Raw genomic sequence first — 17,068 nt, 5'->3', positions numbered from 1 at the left:
AAATTGATACTTCTAAATATGATCCTAAATATAAATCTTATCAAATTTTAGATATATATCCATTGATTGGATCTAATGTTAAAAAAGGAAGAAGAATATTTATACGTGCTAATGCTAAAACATGGAAACCTACTACAGTTCCCAATGTTATTGGAAAATATAAATATCTTGCTTTTAGTCAATTGGATTTGGTAGGTTTAAAAGTAGCTGATACCATTTATGAACCCAATTTTGCATCTAATACGGTTCTTAGGCTTCTTTATAAGGGTAAAGAGATTCAGCCTGGCGAAACTTTGCCTCGTTTTTCTCCCTTAACAATTGTTTTAGCTAAGAGCCTTGCGAAGAATGTTTCCGTACCTAATTTTATAGGACTTAATGAAGAAACCGCAAAAAAAATGATTGCAGAAAATTTGTTTTCAATTGGAACTATTACTTATGAAGATCCTGCAAATACTAGTAATAACCGTGTTTATTATCAAGTTCCTGCTCCCTCCTTTATTTATGACCAAGGACAACCCATTGATATTTATCTAAGTAACAAACCTTTAGATAAATTGAAAGGTAAAATAAAATCTTTAGATGAAATATTTAATATTCATAAATATTCGGATTCATTAAATTCTATTAACTATTTGTATGATGACCCGGATAATACTATAATTGATGGTAAAAATGTACCTTCTTTAAACAATGATTTGTCTAATTCATCAGGTAATAATACATCTCAACAGAACCTTTCTAATGATAATCCTATAAAAAAACCAAAAAGGGTTATTATAGAATAGTAACTTCACAAATTTCCATGGAAAAAGAAGAATACCTAGATATACATCACAATAGTGATGCCGATGAGCTATATGAACATTTTAAAATTTATGTAGATAAAGGGCAAGGTTCTGTACGTGTTGATAAATATCTTGTTAATCTTATTGAGAATTCGACAAGAAATAAAATACAAAAAGCTGCATTAGCGGGAAATATTTTAGTGAATAACAATCCTGTAAAATCAAATTACAAGGTAAAGCCCAACGATATAGTATCTATAGTTTTAGCGCATCCGCCTCGCGACACTACAATTGTACCGCAAAATATACCTATTGATATTATTTATGAGGATGATGATTTGCTAGTTGTTAATAAAAATGCCGGAATGGTTGTTCATCCCGGATTCGGTAATTTTGAAGGTACTTTAGTTAATGCCTTGGCATACCATTTTAGTACTTTACCTTATTTTCAAACTGATTTAGAGAAACGTCCGGGACTTGTGCATAGGATCGATAAAGATACTTCTGGTTTGTTGGTAATCGCTAAAAATGAGTTTGCAATGAATCACCTAGCTAAGCAATTTTTTAATAAAACAACAAAAAGAGTATATAATGCTTTAGTATGGGGTAATTTTGAAGAAGATGAAGGGACCATCATCGGTAATATTGGTCGTGATTTAAAGGATCGTATGCAAATGGCCGTTTTTCCGGATGGTTCTCATGGCAAGCATGCTGTTACTCATTATAAAGTTTTAGAAAGATTCAGATATGTAACTTTAGTTGAATGCAGGCTTGAAACAGGAAGAACGCATCAAATTCGGGCCCATATGAAATATAAAGGTCATATTCTTTTCAATGATGAACGATATGGAGGTCATATAATTTTGAAAGGTACAACATTCACAAAATATAAACAGTTTGTTGAGAATTGCTTTCAAATTCTGCCGCGTCAAGCATTACACGCTCGCACATTAGGTTTTGTTCACCCTAAAACAAATAAAGAAATGTTTTTTGAAGTTGACTTACCTGAAGATATGAAGCAGGTTCTTGATAAATGGAAATCATACATTCATTATAATCAGCTTTAGTGATTTTTATTATTTTTTTAGCATATACTCACTAATTAATACTACTTGCTGGTAATCAATATTTTTTTTAACTACCATCAAATTTAATAGTTAAGAAAGCTTTTATTAGTAATTTCCATGGATCGTAAATATATAGTAAATTTGTAAAAAAGAGTACCATGAAAAATAGCTTATTATCGATTCCTAAAATAAAAAACATAGATAAAAATAATTTTACTTTAATTGCGGGGCCATGCATTATTGAAGGAGAACAAATGGCTATAGATATTGCAGGTAAAATTGTTGAAATTACTAGTAAATTAGGTATCCCCTATATCTTTAAAGGTTCTTTTAAAAAGGCCAATAGATCTAGGGTGGATAGTTTTACAACCATTGGCGAACAAAAATCATTAGAAATATTAAAAAAAGTAGGCGATACTTATTCCATTCCTACCACCACCGATATTCATGAAAATGAGCAAGCTAAGTGGGCAGCCGAATATGTAGATGTTTTACAAATTCCTGCATTTTTGATAAGACAGACCGATTTATTAATCGCGGCAGCAAAAACCGGAAAATACATTACCTTAAAAAAAGGTCAATTTTTATCACCGGAAGCCATGCAATTTGCCGCTCAAAAAATTAAAGATTCCGGAAATAACAATTATGCTATCATTGATAGAGGTACTTCCTTTGGATATCATGATTTAATTGTTGATTATAGAGGAATTCCTACTATGAGACAATACGCTCCGGTCATTTTAGATGTTACTCATTCTTTGCAACAGCCTAATCAGACTACTGGAGTAACCGGAGGCAGACCTGACATGATTGAAACCATTGCTAAAGCAGGTATAGCTGTAGGTGCTGATGGTATTTTTATCGAAACTCACCCTAATCCTGAAAAAGCGCTTTCTGACGGAGCTAATATGCTCAAATTAGATTTTTTAGAAAACCTTCTTGAAAAATTGGTAAAAATAAGAGAAGCTATAAGCTAGATTTTTAAAAATTTTAATAAGTTGAAATTATACATATAAGTTCTATTATTTTATCAAAATTATTTATAATATAAAGGATGCTTATGCATACTCAATTATTTTTATTACTTATATTAAATTACATAAGTTGTAAACTTTGTTAATCTATTATTACTATAATTGATAATTATATAGTTGAAAATAATTGTTTTATTTAAATTTTCTGTTTTATTATAAATAATTTTGTAATAACGATATGAAAATGCTAAATAATACTCTTATACAAAAATACAATGTTCCGGGTCCAAGATATACAAGTTATCCAACTGTACCCTATTGGGATGAAAAAAATTTTTCCACCGAAAAATGGATCGATACCCTACAAAAATCTTTTAAAGAAAGCAATTCAAAAGAAGGTATAAGTCTTTATCTTCATTTACCTTTTTGTGAAAGCTTATGTACCTTTTGTGCTTGCAATAAACGCATAACAAAACAACATAATGTAGAATTAGTATATATTGAAACTCTTTTAAAAGAATGGCAACTTTATTTGAATGTTTTGTCTGAAAAACCTGTTATCAGAGAATTACATTTAGGAGGGGGAACTCCCTCATTTTTTTCACCCAAAAATCTAATCTATTTATTGGAAAACATCTTTTCTAAGGCAGAGATTCATCCGAATAAAGAATTTAGTTTTGAAGGTCATCCTAATAATACTACTCGTGAACATCTCCAAGCACTCTATAATCTCGGATTTAAAAGGGTGAGCTTTGGCGTACAAGATTATGATATAAGAGTACAAAAAGCAATACATAGAATTCAACCTTTTGAAAATGTAAAGAAAGTAACTGAAATAGCTCGTGAAATAGGCTATGAAAGTATAAGTCATGATTTAGTATTTGGTCTCCCCTTTCAAGATTTAAATAAAGTAATTCACACAATAAAAAAAACCGAATTTTTGCAACCCGATCGAATTGCGTTTTATTCCTATGCTCATGTTCCTTGGATTAAAGGGGTTGGACAAAGAGGATTTAAAGAAGAAGATTTACCTAGCGGAGAAATCAAGAGAGAATTATATGAAAAAGGCAAAGAACTATTAGAAAAAATGGGATATTTTGAGATCGGTATGGATCATTTTTCATTAAAATCTGATTCGTTGTATCAATCCATGTTAAATAAAAAAATTCATAGAAATTTTATGGGTTATACTTCTTCCTCAACACAGGTAATGATAGGATTAGGCGTTTCATCCATTTCTGACAATTGGTATGCCTTTGCTCAAAATGTAAAAACTATTGAAGAATATTATCAAAAAGTAAATGATCATGAACTTCCCGTTTTTCGTGGTCATATTTTAAATGCCGAAGATCTATTTATAAGAAGACATATCCTCAACTTGATGTGTTTATTAGAAACAAGATGGGAAAACGAAATTATCTTTACTAATTATCCTGAAATTATTGAAAGGTTAAAAGAATTTGAGGCTGATGGTCTCATTGAATTGAATGAAAATTCATTAATTATTAAAGAAGAAGGACGTTCCTTTATTCGTAATATCTGTATGGCATTTGATTTAAGAATGATGAAAAATGCACCTCAGACTAAGTTATTTTCAATGACTGTATAGGAATATATAATTTTTTATTTGTACAAATACTATTTTGAATATACAATTAAATTATATAATAAAACTTACGGGTGTAAATTGATAGAAAATAATATTTAATAATTATAATAGATCTCAATAATTTTTTTAACTTTTAATTCAATTCTTCTTTATTTAAAATATAAAGAGTAGGATTTACATGAAATAACGAATAATTCATTTCTTCTCCTGTAATATAAATGTAGTTATCAGTAACTGCAATACCTTCAGTTTGTCCTACAGCTCCCGTCAATCCGATCAGGGATTGTTGGGCTTTACCATTAAAAAATTTATTCTCAAAGAAATCATAAAATTTCCAAACATAAGCTGTTTCTTTGGTATATCCTATCAAATATAAGGTATCTTTATGAATATCGGAACCTGTAATTAGGCATTCGGTGTCAAATGTTTCTATCTTTTTTGCTATGATAGGAATTTTAGATGATTTTAAATCCAACTCATAATGTGTAGTTTGAAAATCACTCCATCGTTTTGTAAATAAATGTAGTTTATTTTTATAATAAATAAAAGCTTCACAATCAAAATTGGTTTGATAACTTCCTTGGTTACTGAATTCCTTTTGATCTTCAAAAATAAACCGGAATTTTTCCAAAATTGGAACTTCTATAATTTGTGAATAATCCGAAGGAAGTTTGATTGAATATATGGTTAAATCTTTACGAATTCCTAAATTGTTTCCAAAATCTCCAATATAAAGGGTATCACCCTTACGTGCTAATTCTTCCCAGTCAACATTTTTAATTCCTTTAATTTTAATAGTTTGAAGAACGTTACCATTATTAGAATTCAATTTATAAACTTCTGCCTTACCTCCACTATCATTACAGGTATAAAGATAATTCTTATAATATTCAACGGCAGAAGTTTCATTGATAAGAGAAGATAAAATATGTTTATTCGGATATTCGGATAAATCTATAAAATTTTTCTCTATTTGCCCATATAAAATTATAGAGATAAAACAAAAAAATACAGTAATAGCTTTCATAAAATAATGATATTTAACCAATTATATAATACTAATTTTTTTATAAAATTAACGCATTGATTCAATACATATTATAAAAAATATAGTAAAGCATTTTTGATTTTATCTTATAAAATAATTATATGTAAATTGTATTAATTATAATTTTTTTAAGCTTTCTTTTAATATTGAAATTTTTTCAAGGGTATCGGATTGTTTTTTCTTTTCCATTTCAACTACTTTTTCAGGTGCTCCGTTCACAAATTTTTCATTAGATAATTTTGCATTAACGCTTTTTAAAAATCCTTCTAAATAAGCGATATCTTCAATTATTTTTGATTTCTCAGCTTCTGTATCAATAGTTTGGGTAAATGGTATAGCGAATTCTAATTTACCAACTAAAAAAGTATAGGATGGTTTATCATCAGTTATTTTGTCGGTAATTTCGGAAATATTAGCTAATTTCTTAATGATATCGATATTATCCAACTGCTGATTGGATTTAAATATAAGTACTAGCTCTTCTTTAGGAGAAATTCCTTTCTCGGATCTGAAATTTCTTATGGAGGATATAATTTCTTTAGTTATTTCAAAATTGGAAATTATAGTTTCGTCAAAAGAGTCTTCTGAAACACAGGTAGTAATTATAAGACTTTCTTGTACATCTCTTTCTTTAATGGTCTGCCAAATTTCTTCGGAAATAAATGGCATAAACGGATGTAATAATTTTAAAAGGTCTTCTAAAATCGCTATAGTATCTAAAAACGTTTTTTCATCTATGGATTCTCCAAACGGAGGTTTAACAACTTCTAAATACCAGGAGCAATAATCATCCCATACAAGTTTATATAGGCTCATTAGAGCATCAGAAATTCGATATTTTTCAAAATCTGTATTAATATCAACTACGGTTTTGGCAATTTTATTTTTCAACCAAGAAATGGCTTCTTTACTTTCAACTGTTTGAGATTTTGATGAATCGATATTCCAAGATTTCAGTAAACGAAATGAATTCCAAATTTTATTGGCGAAATTTCTTCCTTGTAAACATAATTCTTCATCAAACATTAAATCATTTCCTGCTGAAGAACTTAGTAATACTCCAACACGTACTCCATCTGCTCCGTATTCTTCAATTAAATGTAAAGGATCAGGTGAATTACCTAACTGTTTTGACATCTTTCTTCTTAACTTATCTCTTACAATTCCGGTAAAATATACATTAGAGAATGGCTTTTCATTTCTAAATGCATATCCTGCCATGACCATTCTGGCAACCCAGAAAAATATAATATCCGGTCCGGTTACTAAGTCTTGAGTGGGATAATAATAATTTATTTCTTTGTTATCGGGTTCGTTTATTCCATTAAAAACTGAAATAGGCCACAACCACGAAGAAAACCAAGTATCTAATACATCTTCTTCTTGTCTTAGCGTATCAATGGTAATGTCAGAATTTTTTTCAAGAGCTAATTTTAAAGCTTCTTCTTTTGTTTGAGCTATAACAAAATCGTTTTCTCCTGTCCCATAATAATAAGCAGGAATTCTATGTCCCCACCAAAGTTGGCGTGAAATATTCCAATCATGAATATCTTCGAGCCAATTTCTATATGTAGTTACAAATTTTTCCGGATATAATTTAAGCTCATCTTTTAACACAGCATCTAAAGCTGGTTTAGCGAAATCTTTCATTTTCATAAACCACTGTATCGAAATTTTAGGCTCGATTACTGCTCCGGTTCTTTCTGAAGTTCCTACCTTATTAACATAATTCTCTTCTTTTTCAAGTAGATTTTTTTCTTTAAGTTCTCTTGCTATTTCCTTTCGTACTACAAATCTATCTTTTCCTTTATAATGCATTCCATTTTCATTAAGAGTTGCATTATCATTAAAAATATCAATGGTAGCTAATTGGTGCTTCTTTCCCAGGTTATAGTCATTCATGTCATGGGCTGGAGTTATTTTTAGAACCCCTGTCCCGAATTCGGTATCTACATAATCATCCTCTATAATTGGAATTTCTCTATTACAAATAGGAACGATTACTTTTTTCCCTTTTAAATATTTATATCTTTCATCATTAGGATTAATACATAGCGCTGTATCACCAAAAATTGTTTCAGGTCTGGTTGTTGCAACAATAACATAGTTATCTTCACCTATTACTTTATAGCGTACAAAATATAATTTTCCGTTTTGTTCCTTATAAATTACTTCTTCATCTGATATATTAGTTTTTGCTTCAGGGTCCCAATTAATCATTTTGTTTCCTTTATAAATATATCCTCTGTTGTAAAGATCTACAAAACATTTAATCACAGAATTATAAAGGTCTCCATCAAGGGTAAATTTAGTTCTATCCCAATCGCATGAACATCCTAATTTTTTTAATTGTTCTAATATAATTCCTCCATGCGTATGAGTCCATTCCCAAGCATGTTCCAAAAACTTTTCTCTTCCAATGTCAAATTTACTTATGCCTTCTTCTTTTAGTTTATTTACTACTTTAGCTTCAGTGGCTATGGAAGCATGGTCTGTTCCTGGTACCCAACAAGCATTAAATCCCAGCATACGTGCACGCCTAATCAATACATCCTGTATAGTATTATTAAGCATATGCCCCATATGTAATACTCCAGTAACATTAGGTGGAGGAATAACAATGGTATAAGGTTTTTTATCGTTTGGCTCGGAATGAAAAAAGTTGTTTTCCATCCAAAATTTATACCATTTATTTTCTACATTCTTAGGGGTATATTTTGCTGTAATTTCTGACATGAATTATTATTTTTTAGAATGAGTACAAAGGTACTATTTTATTAAAATTTTTTTTAATAATTTGTTTACAATCGGATATTAAAATAGGATTTTCAACATATGAAAATCCTATTTCTTTGTTTTAGCGTTTCATAATATATACCAAATACTTGATATGTTCACACTTTAACACCCAAAATTAAACTTAGTTATATGATTGCTCCATTTATTATTTAAATAATAACTAATATATTAACTTTCTTGTAGAGGCTTTATTATTCTGTTCTTAATGCATCAATAGGCTTAATTTGTACAGCTCTTTGTGCCGGTATTAATCCGATAAACAACCCTAAACTTACCATTAAAATTAGGGCGGCTAATACGTTCCATATATTTACAGTTGGGTTATAGAACGGAAACTTCGGATTGGCTTCTCCCATAAAAGAGCTCATACCTATTAAGAGTAACACTCCCAAAATAAATCCAAGAAGTCCGGAAAGAACAGTTAAGAAAACACTCTCCATAAGAATTTGTGTTCTTATTTCTGCGGGTTTTGCTCCTAATGCTCTTCGAATACCAATCTCTAAAGTTCTTTCTTTAACTGTGATCAATAATATATTGGAAATTGCTACTACCCCGGCAAGGATCGTTAATCCACCAACGAACCAAGTAAGTATTTGTAATCCTTTTAAGAAATTAGTTAATTTTCTAAAATTTTCGGCAAAATTCCAAGCTCCAAATGCTTTTTCATCGGTTGGAGCAACGTCGTATTTTTTTCTTAAAGCTGCTTTAATTTTTTCCTCAACTATATTTACGTTATACTGTGGCTTAATGGAAATTACCATCCAGTTTACTTTATCTCCTTGATTATATATTTTTTGATAGGTATTAAAAGGAATATAAACTACATCTTCTTGTAAAAATCCTGAATTGGGATTTCTATATACTCCCACTACTTGAAAATATATTCCATTGATTTTAATATATTGACCTATAGCATTTTCCTCATGATTAAATAATTGTTCATATACTTCTTTACCAATGATAGTTACCTTTTTTTTCTGAATATCATCTTCTTCATTTAATAATCTTCCGGTTATCAATTGTTTTTTTTGAACTTTGGAAACTGAAGCAAAATCTCCAAAAACGGTGAAATTTTTACTTTTATTTTTTCGATTAATAACGCTTTGTTCTGATTCTGCCGCACTTCTCGGCACTACAAAATCTATTTCTGGAATTTGTTTTTTTAAGTATTCTTCATCATCTAAATGAATGATTAAATCCCTTCCTCTGGGATAACCTTTATAGGGTTCTCCAGTAGATCCTCCCCATAGAAATATACTATTCGTTGCATATCCGTCGAAAATTTTGTAAAATCCATTTTCAGCACCTTTGGCAGCTCCAAGAAGAAATACATATAGAAACATACCCCAGGCTACACCTATCATTGTCAAAATCGTGCGTAACTTATTTTTACTGAGAGTATGGTAAATTTCAACCCATGTTTCTCTATCGAAAATTTGCATCTTTATAGTTTATAATTTATTTTATTAAATAATTTAGTCTGAACTTAATGCTTCAATCGGTTTAATTTTTGCAGCTTTTCTAGCCGGAATAAATCCTGCTATAGAGCCAAAAGTTATTAAAGATAATGTTGCAAAAAACAATAATTCTTTGCTTACAGAAGGATCAACAATAAGATAAGTTGATAGGTTATTTCCTATTAAATATAAAGTTAAGCTACCTAAAGCAACACCAGTAATTCCGGAAAGAACTGTTATAAAAATAGATTCTTGTAATATTAATCCAACTATACTTAAAGGACGTGCTCCCAAGGCTTTTCTAATTCCAATTTCTTTAGTTCTTTCTTTGACTATATAAACCATTATATTACTGATACCTATAATTCCGGCCATTATAGTACCAAATCCAATAAACATAACTAAAGATGAAATAACCATGAAAAAAGAATAGGTATCTTCCATATTCTGAGCTCTATTTCTGATAACCAATCCGGTTCTATCTGAAGGAGATATTTTTAATTTGGTGCGTAAGGTTTTTTCAATTTCGTCACCTAATTTTACAGCCACGCTAGGCTCCATATCGGATAAATAAGCTACATCTATTTGACTTACTTCATCAGTATTTTTTTTGAGAATTTGTAAGGTAGTTATTGGTATGTAAATTATTCGCTCATCATTATCTCCTCCTTCATCGCTAAATATTCCAACAACCTTATAATTTATGCCTCCGATATTGATATATTTACCTAAGGCTTTTTCATTTTTAAAAAGATCCTTTTCAACTAAACGCCCAATTACAGCGAATTTTGTCTTATTATTAATGTCTGATTGATTTAAGAATCGTCCTGAAGTAACGATTGCTTTTTCAATATATTGCTTATCCGGATATGTAGCTTGTACTGTATATATGCCCGAACTTGTTTTATAAATTACATTCTCAGGTTGTGTTATAGTAGCCGTTTTATATTCTAATTCATGATTATATTCTTTCCTAACGAGATCAAAATCTTCATTTTTAAGGGTAATATTCCTATTTTGTTGTAAACCTAAATATGCCTCAGTAGTTTTTCCGGGAATTATATTAATAGTACTGGAAGAGTCTAATATAAAATCACGGGAAAACCCGTTTTTTAAACCATTACCGAATCCAAAAAGTATAATAAAGATAAATAACCCTAAAGATATTGTAAATCCGGAAAGAAAAGTTCTTAATTTATTCTGCTTAATAGAATAAAATATTTCTTGCCAGCGATCTATACTAAACATAGTTAATAATTTATACTAAAACTTCTTGATTAATACATTCATCTCTTTCAATAATTCCATCTTTTAAATGAACAACTCTCTTACATTGCTTAGCCACATCAGGTTCATGTGTTACTATTAAAATAGTTTTTCCTTCATTATTAATTTTTTGTAGAAATTTTATTACATCATAAGTTGTCTGACTATCTAATGCTCCGGTAGGCTCATCTGCTAAAATTACTTTGGGATGCGTTACCAAGGCACGTGCAATGGCAACCCTTTGTTTTTGTCCTCCCGACAATTCATTTGGCATGTGATCAGCTCTATCATCTAGACCTACCATTTTTAAATACTCCATTGCTCGAGCATTTCTTTCTGAACGTTTTACTTTTTGGTAATATAAAGGTAGAGCAACATTTTCCATTGCATTTTTAAAGCTTATAAGATTAAAAGATTGGAAAACAAAACCTAAAAATTTGTTTCTGTAATCCGCTGCCTTTGCCTCACTTAAATCTTTTTCTATTTTAACTCCATCCAAAAGATATTCTCCTTCATCCGCATAATCCAATATACCCAATATATTCAACAATGTCGATTTACCAGATCCGGAAGACCCCATTATCGCAACCATCTCTCCTTCCTCTATTTCAAGATTAATCCCTTTCAATACATGTAATTTATTATGTCCAATGTCATAATATTTATGTATGTTTTTCAATGAAATCATGTCATTTACAATTGTAATTACTAATTTGTATGTTTTAACAGCAAATTGTTACATTTAACATTAAATTTAGAAGATCATTTATAAGGCTGTTTTAAGTATTCACACCTAATTTAATAATCTAATTGAAATATTTCACCATAAACAATATAAAATACATATTATTTAATATATATTGTTATTTTATCATATAAAACTCTATCGTATATATTTTTATATTTTTTAAATTACAATTTAGCTTATCCAATTTAAAAATTATAATTTATTTTACAAAAAAAAGAGATCCTGATTCAGATCTCTTTAAATATAAACGATATAAAATTTTAATTTGATAAAGAGGTAACTTCCACTGTATTGTCAATTTTTTTAATCAAACCTTGTAAAACTTTACCCGGTCCTGTTTCTACAAATACGTCACAATTGTCTTGTATCATATTTCGTATAGTTTTAGTCCAGTTTACGGGAGACGTTAATTGCTTTATAAGATTTTCTTTTATTTCATCTATATGGGTCACAGCTTTACTCGTATAATTCTGATAGATGGGTACACTTGGAGTATTAAATTTGGTTTTTAATATAATATCTTCCAATCTTTTCTGGGCACTACTCATTAGAGGTGAATGAAAGGCACCACTTACCGGAAGCATAATTGCTCGTTTAGCTCCTTTTTCTTTTAGTAGTTCACATGCACGTTTTACAGCCGAAGTATGACCGGAAATCACAATCTGTCCGGGACAATTGTAATTTGCAGGGACAACTAAATTTTTTTCAGTGGAAATTTCATTACAAACAGACTCTACAACGCTATCTTCTAATCCGATAATAGCAGCCATTGAAGAAGGATTTTCCTCGCAGGCGTCCTGCATTGCCAAAGCTCTTTCATATACCAATCTCAACCCACTATCAAAAGAAAGGACCCCATTACCTACTAAAGCTGAAAATTCACCAAGGGAATGGCCGGCAACCATTTCAATTCTGGAATTTTCATTTACTTTTGCTGAAGCTATGGAATAAATAAAAATAGCTGGTTGGGTAACCTTGGTTTGGATGAGTTGTTCTACGGTTCCATTAAACATAATATCAATGATATTGAATCCCAGTATATCATTTGCTGAGTTCATCATTTCTTTAATATCTGCTCGGCTCTCATATATTTCTTTTCCCATGCCTGGAAACTGAGACCCCTGTCCGGGAAATACTAATGAATTTATTAATCTTTTTTAATATTAAGTATTTTATTGTTTTTATTTTATTTGTTTATTATTACTTTAATAATTTTATAAGTCTTGCTTCTTGATTTACCCACGCTCCATTTTTCTTAATCCTTCTAAAAGAATATTTATTGCTTACTTGTTTAGTTTCTACCTTCATTATTGAATTGGATAAGTTACCTTTCTCATCCACTCGACTAAGGATATCATAGGTAACATCAAATCCGGCTATGGCATATTTATCCGGCATATGACAATATTCTTTCGTATACATTTTCAGCATTTTTTGTTCATTAAATCCATATTCATTTACATAATTGGTATCTAAATAAAGTAAACCTAAGTCTAGAAGCTTTTCTTCATATTTACTATTATCAAATAAAGATGAATAAAATAAAGATATTGGATTAACCTGATTGGATTGATACATTACAATTGTATCTAAATATTTATTTACAATAGGTTCTTGGTTTGAAAATAAAATTGCATAAATCTTATTATATTCGTTGGTTACAAGATTTCTATCCGGTATAATATCCTCAGCGTTTTTAGTTAAAACAATTTCAGCATTACTACTTTTTTCCTTCACTAATGATTGAAAATACATAGCAGCTTTATAATGATCATCATCATATAAAATATACACTTTTTCATCTGCATATTTTTTCATCATTTCATCAACTATTTTTTCAACTAAAATTTGATCTTTGGTATTATATAAAATCAAATTTTCATAATCATCTAAATCATCACTTGAGGAAAACGGCGATATTATAGGGACCTTTTTAATTTTTTCTGTAATTGCTAAGAGATCAGATTTGAATAAAGGTCCAATAATTAAGTTAGTATTTGAGAAATTATATGTGTTTATTATTTCCTGATATTCTTTATTATTACTACTGTCAAATATTTTAACATGAATTTTTTTTCCTTTATTGGATAACGAATCCATAGCTAATTTAACACCGGAATAAAATTGGGTTGCAATTCTCTTTTCTGCGTTGTTTGAAGTTTCTCCTGTATGGAATGGTAAAAACATAACTATGTTTACCCCCTCTTTTTTGAACTCTAGATCAGATACTGTCTCTGATTTATTATTGTTTAAATTGATCGGCTCTTTTTCTTCCCCATTATTTACTCTTGTTTCAGTTTGATTTAAATTATTCGCACCTTCTTTTTCATCTTTAGATTCTGAATTAACATTCTTAGGTTCAATGTGAGTATTTTGATCATTTTGATTGTAAACATGGCTATAAGTGATTTTGTCCTGAACTTTTGAATTATTAGGAATTTTCAGAACTTCTCCTATTTTAGGGCCATTTTTATCTAATGATGGATTTAAACTTTTTATAGCTTTAATGGTAGTATTATATTTTTTACTTAGTCCATATAAAGTTTGTTTGGGCTCAACGGTAATAAAAATATACTCTGAATTCTCCTCATTTTGTTTACGTTGTAAATTTATTGATGAATCGTATTCGGAAATTCTATTTAAATTTGATGGCGTGCTTTTATCCGGAATAACTAGTATATCTCCTATTTGCAGCGCACGATTATTCAGTTGAGGATTTGCTTTCTTTAAATCTTCAATTGAAACATTATATTTTTTGCTCAACCCATATAGTGTTTCTTTCGCAACTACAGTATGATGCTGTTGCGAAAGCATAAAGGAACTTATAAATAATAATAGCAGCGTATTAAATTGCTTTTTCATTCTTAAATAACTTTGATGCAAATGTAATTAAATTATTTATTTCCCTTTTCTAAATTAAAGACTGTTAATTTATTTTCGAATTCACTAGTTTCATTATAAATTCGAGCTAAAAATTCGGCTCCCATGATTGCATAGTAATAAGAAAAATTTAGAATTCTTTCCTGCCAAGTTCCATTAGGAAACATTTCATCATACAAAGATTCAAAATTCAAAACAATTTCTTTATGCTTTAGCCTATTTGCTTTATAAAAACGTTTTTCTATTTTTTGTAATCCGTTTAATTGTTTTTTTTGTTGAGCAAGAATCATATCTTTCCAACTCGAGTCTGTATTCGAAGACTCATTTAACAAATCTTTGAATATACTTTCAAGTCGACTTTCATATTTTGAAACATCAAATTTATAAGAAGATACTTTTTCAACTATAGAATTAATTATAGATTCTTTCGGATGAAATAAATCGGTAATTTCCCAATGAAGTCGTTGCATTTTTTTTTCTTGATTGGTGCTTGTCAACAAGAATGAATTTCTCGGTATTAGAATTGGAAAAGAAATTTTTTGTTCCATAAAATATTCTTTCAATTCCAACCAATAAGCAATTTCAGCATTCCCTCCTACATAAGCAACATTTGGCAATAATACTTCTTGATATACGGGTCTCATTAAAGCATTAGGGCTAAAATTTTCAGGCTTATTATCAATTTCATCAAGTATTTCACTCTCACTAAAATTTTTGCAACTTCCTAAAATATAATACCTTCCATTCGTTTCATCAATACGATTTCTTTCTTCATTATTATGATAAAAGAAATTAATTTTTCTTGGATTTACCTGAATTTTATAATTTTTATCTTTTAATTTATCAATGGTTTTTGAAATAGCGTGAAATGACTTTTTTTCTTTTATATCATCTTTAATATAAGGAGTAAACAACTTTTTTAATGTTTTACTATTAGCATCAATGAAAAGTAATCCATATTCTTTAAACAATTCATGTACTATAATACGTGTTGCATCAGAAAGTGTGGGTTCGGAAAAATAAGATTTTTCAATAATTTTTCTTAATTCTTTACCGTGAGGATAATATTTTAATTCTTCATAAAATCCGGAAAGAACTTCTTTTAAGCCTAAAGTTGAAATTTCTCCAACAAAATCATTGTGTTTCTCATTCCAGCATATCTTTTCATTTTTAAAATAAAAATGATTGATTTCCTCAAAATCATGATCTTCCGTTGCCATCCAAAAAATAGGAATGAAATTATATTCATCTTGACTTCCATTCATTGAATCACATAACTTAATAACATGTAAAATTTTATAGATAAAATATAAAGGCCCTGTCATTAAATTAAGTTGATGTCCCGTTGTGATAGTTACTGAATTGGGATCGGCTAATTTTTTCAAATTTAATTTTTGTTTTTCACTCAATTCCAATCTATCCAACTGAGTATACATTTCTTTAACTAACGTTTCCCTATTAGTATACTTAGATGTTTTTTCTTTTGCCTGAAATAGTAAAGATTCTTTTGATAAATTTCTATCATAATAGGGTACTGTACTTTCCTTTTTATTTATATAATCTTTAATTAATGATGAAATTCCAGGAATATCGGCAATGTTAATCTTATTTTTCACAATTCAAATTTACAATAAATTTTTTCAGATAAAAACCATACGCTTTTCTTACCATAAATATAATGTAATTCTTCTATTTTTTATTTAAGCATATTAATTAGTTAATTCTAAAATAATTGTGCCAATATTATTAAACAATGTTACTATCCACTTATTATTAAATTAAATCCACCTTCTTATATAATTTTTATTTACTTTAATAAAATTTAACTGTATTAAAAATCATTTATGAAAGTATAAAGGATAATTACATCATTTTTTATGTAATATGGTAGTAATCACTTTAGAACTTTTTTAATGTAAAACATAGTTAATCTATTATAAAAAATATTTGTCATTTTAATACTCATTGGTTCTTATAGACCTATATTTATTATTTTAGTTATAAAATAAATGTAATTGCATTTACATCTTATTTATTTTTAAATAATTTATTTTTAATTTAACATTAAAAAAACCTTATAAACCCTTTAGATAAAAAGAATTTAGTTAATTCTAATAAGGAAGATATAGCTAAAAAAATAGTCGATTCTTCCCCAATTAACGAAAAAATAAATCAAAATATCAACCATATAACCACTCCCCTTTCTCAGGCCAGTGATACTCTTGAAAACGCTAAAAAAAACATATCCAACCTCAGTGGAATCTCTACTAAATATGCAGATATCCCCGATGAAAAACTATTTAAGTCTATAGATAATTTTACTCTTACTCCACCCGAAGTTATTGAAAAGCAACTTGAAGAAAAAGCCTCTCAATTTTTTGCCAAATATGGTGGAGATTGGGCTTCTCAACTTAAAAATTCACATATTGTGTATG

12 protein-coding genes are annotated in these 17,068 nt (G+C 29.1%); 4 read left to right on the top strand and 8 right to left on the bottom strand.

Annotated features, from left to right (window positions below; all coding sequences use genetic code 11):
* The 4 genes from M3Z80_RS05565 to hemN all read left to right on the top strand — a co-directional run.
* The coding region (locus M3Z80_RS05565; protein ID WP_293918344.1) for a PASTA domain-containing protein at positions 1–785 on the top strand (785 nt) is incomplete at its 5' end.
* A 17-nt stretch (positions 786–802) separates the two neighbouring features.
* Entirely contained in the window at positions 803–1,852 is a 1,050-nt protein-coding gene (locus M3Z80_RS05560; RefSeq protein ID WP_293918343.1) for an RluA family pseudouridine synthase, read from the top strand.
* A 158-nt stretch (positions 1,853–2,010) separates the two neighbouring features.
* Positions 2,011–2,829, top strand: coding sequence for a 3-deoxy-8-phosphooctulonate synthase (gene kdsA / locus M3Z80_RS05555; RefSeq protein WP_293918341.1), 819 nt, complete (start codon positions 2,011–2,013; stop codon positions 2,827–2,829).
* Between the two features lie 235 nt (positions 2,830–3,064).
* A complete protein-coding gene (hemN, locus tag M3Z80_RS05550) occupies positions 3,065–4,435 on the top strand; it encodes an oxygen-independent coproporphyrinogen III oxidase (RefSeq protein WP_293918340.1) in 1,371 nt (456 codons plus the stop codon).
* Positions 4,436–4,568: 133 nt separating this feature from the next.
* Here the strand turns inward: hemN and M3Z80_RS05545 are convergent, their stop codons facing one another.
* The 8 genes from M3Z80_RS05545 to bshC all read right to left on the bottom strand — a co-directional run bounded on the left by M3Z80_RS05545 (position 4,569) and on the right by bshC (position 16,249).
* A complete protein-coding gene (locus M3Z80_RS05545; RefSeq protein WP_293918339.1) occupies positions 4,569–5,462 on the bottom strand; it encodes a hypothetical protein in 894 nt (297 codons plus the stop codon).
* A 138-nt stretch (positions 5,463–5,600) separates the two neighbouring features.
* Positions 5,601–8,219 (bottom strand): valine--tRNA ligase, encoded by a 2,619-nt coding sequence (locus M3Z80_RS05540; protein ID WP_293918338.1) that lies wholly within the window; start codon positions 8,217–8,219, stop codon positions 5,601–5,603.
* A 254-nt stretch (positions 8,220–8,473) separates the two neighbouring features.
* Positions 8,474–9,724 carry an ABC transporter permease gene (locus M3Z80_RS05535; protein ID WP_293918337.1) on the bottom strand — a complete coding sequence of 417 codons (1,251 nt, stop codon included), beginning with the start codon at positions 9,722–9,724 and terminating at the stop codon, positions 8,474–8,476.
* Between the two features lie 33 nt (positions 9,725–9,757).
* Positions 9,758–10,987: an ABC transporter permease gene (locus tag M3Z80_RS05530; RefSeq protein ID WP_293918335.1), complete on the bottom strand. Its 1,230-nt coding sequence runs from the start codon at positions 10,985–10,987 to the stop codon at positions 9,758–9,760.
* Positions 10,988–10,997: 10 nt separating this feature from the next.
* The gene (locus M3Z80_RS05525) at positions 10,998–11,693 is read right to left on the bottom strand and encodes an ABC transporter ATP-binding protein (RefSeq protein ID WP_293918334.1); all 696 of its coding nucleotides are present in this window, start codon (positions 11,691–11,693) and stop codon (positions 10,998–11,000) included.
* 320 nt (positions 11,694–12,013) lie between these two features.
* Positions 12,014–12,901 (bottom strand): ACP S-malonyltransferase, encoded by an 888-nt coding sequence (gene fabD / locus M3Z80_RS05520; protein ID WP_293918346.1) that lies wholly within the window; start codon positions 12,899–12,901, stop codon positions 12,014–12,016.
* 52 nt (positions 12,902–12,953) lie between these two features.
* Entirely contained in the window at positions 12,954–14,615 is a 1,662-nt protein-coding gene (locus M3Z80_RS05515; RefSeq protein WP_293918332.1) for an amino acid ABC transporter substrate-binding protein, read from the bottom strand.
* A gap of 32 nt (positions 14,616–14,647) precedes the next feature.
* Positions 14,648–16,249: a bacillithiol biosynthesis cysteine-adding enzyme BshC gene (bshC, locus tag M3Z80_RS05510; RefSeq protein WP_293918330.1), complete on the bottom strand. Its 1,602-nt coding sequence runs from the start codon at positions 16,247–16,249 to the stop codon at positions 14,648–14,650.
* Positions 16,250–17,068 lie beyond the last annotated feature (819 nt).

The organism is Apibacter sp., assembly GCF_025291155.1.
Lineage (GTDB): Bacteria > Bacteroidota > Bacteroidia > Flavobacteriales > Weeksellaceae > Apibacter.
Note: the sequence above shows the minus strand (reverse complement) of the source record. Positions and strands in the feature narration are given on the sequence as shown.

Bases quoted from the DNA above. Each gene is read 5' to 3' on its own strand.
- M3Z80_RS05560 (WP_293918343.1), top strand. From the start codon at position 803: ATGGAAAAAGAAGAATACCTAGATATACATCACAATAGTGATGCCGAT.
- kdsA (WP_293918341.1), top strand. From the start codon at position 2,011: ATGAAAAATAGCTTATTATCGATTCCTAAAATAAAAAACATAGATAAA.
- hemN (WP_293918340.1), top strand. From the start codon at position 3,065: ATGAAAATGCTAAATAATACTCTTATACAAAAATACAATGTTCCGGGT.
- M3Z80_RS05545 (WP_293918339.1), bottom strand. From the start codon at position 5,462: ATGAAAGCTATTACTGTATTTTTTTGTTTTATCTCTATAATTTTATAT.
- M3Z80_RS05540 (WP_293918338.1), bottom strand. From the start codon at position 8,219: ATGTCAGAAATTACAGCAAAATATACCCCTAAGAATGTAGAAAATAAA.
- M3Z80_RS05535 (WP_293918337.1), bottom strand. From the start codon at position 9,724: ATGCAAATTTTCGATAGAGAAACATGGGTTGAAATTTACCATACTCTC.
- M3Z80_RS05530 (WP_293918335.1), bottom strand. From the start codon at position 10,987: ATGTTTAGTATAGATCGCTGGCAAGAAATATTTTATTCTATTAAGCAG.
- M3Z80_RS05525 (WP_293918334.1), bottom strand. From the start codon at position 11,693: ATGATTTCATTGAAAAACATACATAAATATTATGACATTGGACATAAT.
- M3Z80_RS05515 (WP_293918332.1), bottom strand. From the start codon at position 14,615: ATGAAAAAGCAATTTAATACGCTGCTATTATTATTTATAAGTTCCTTT.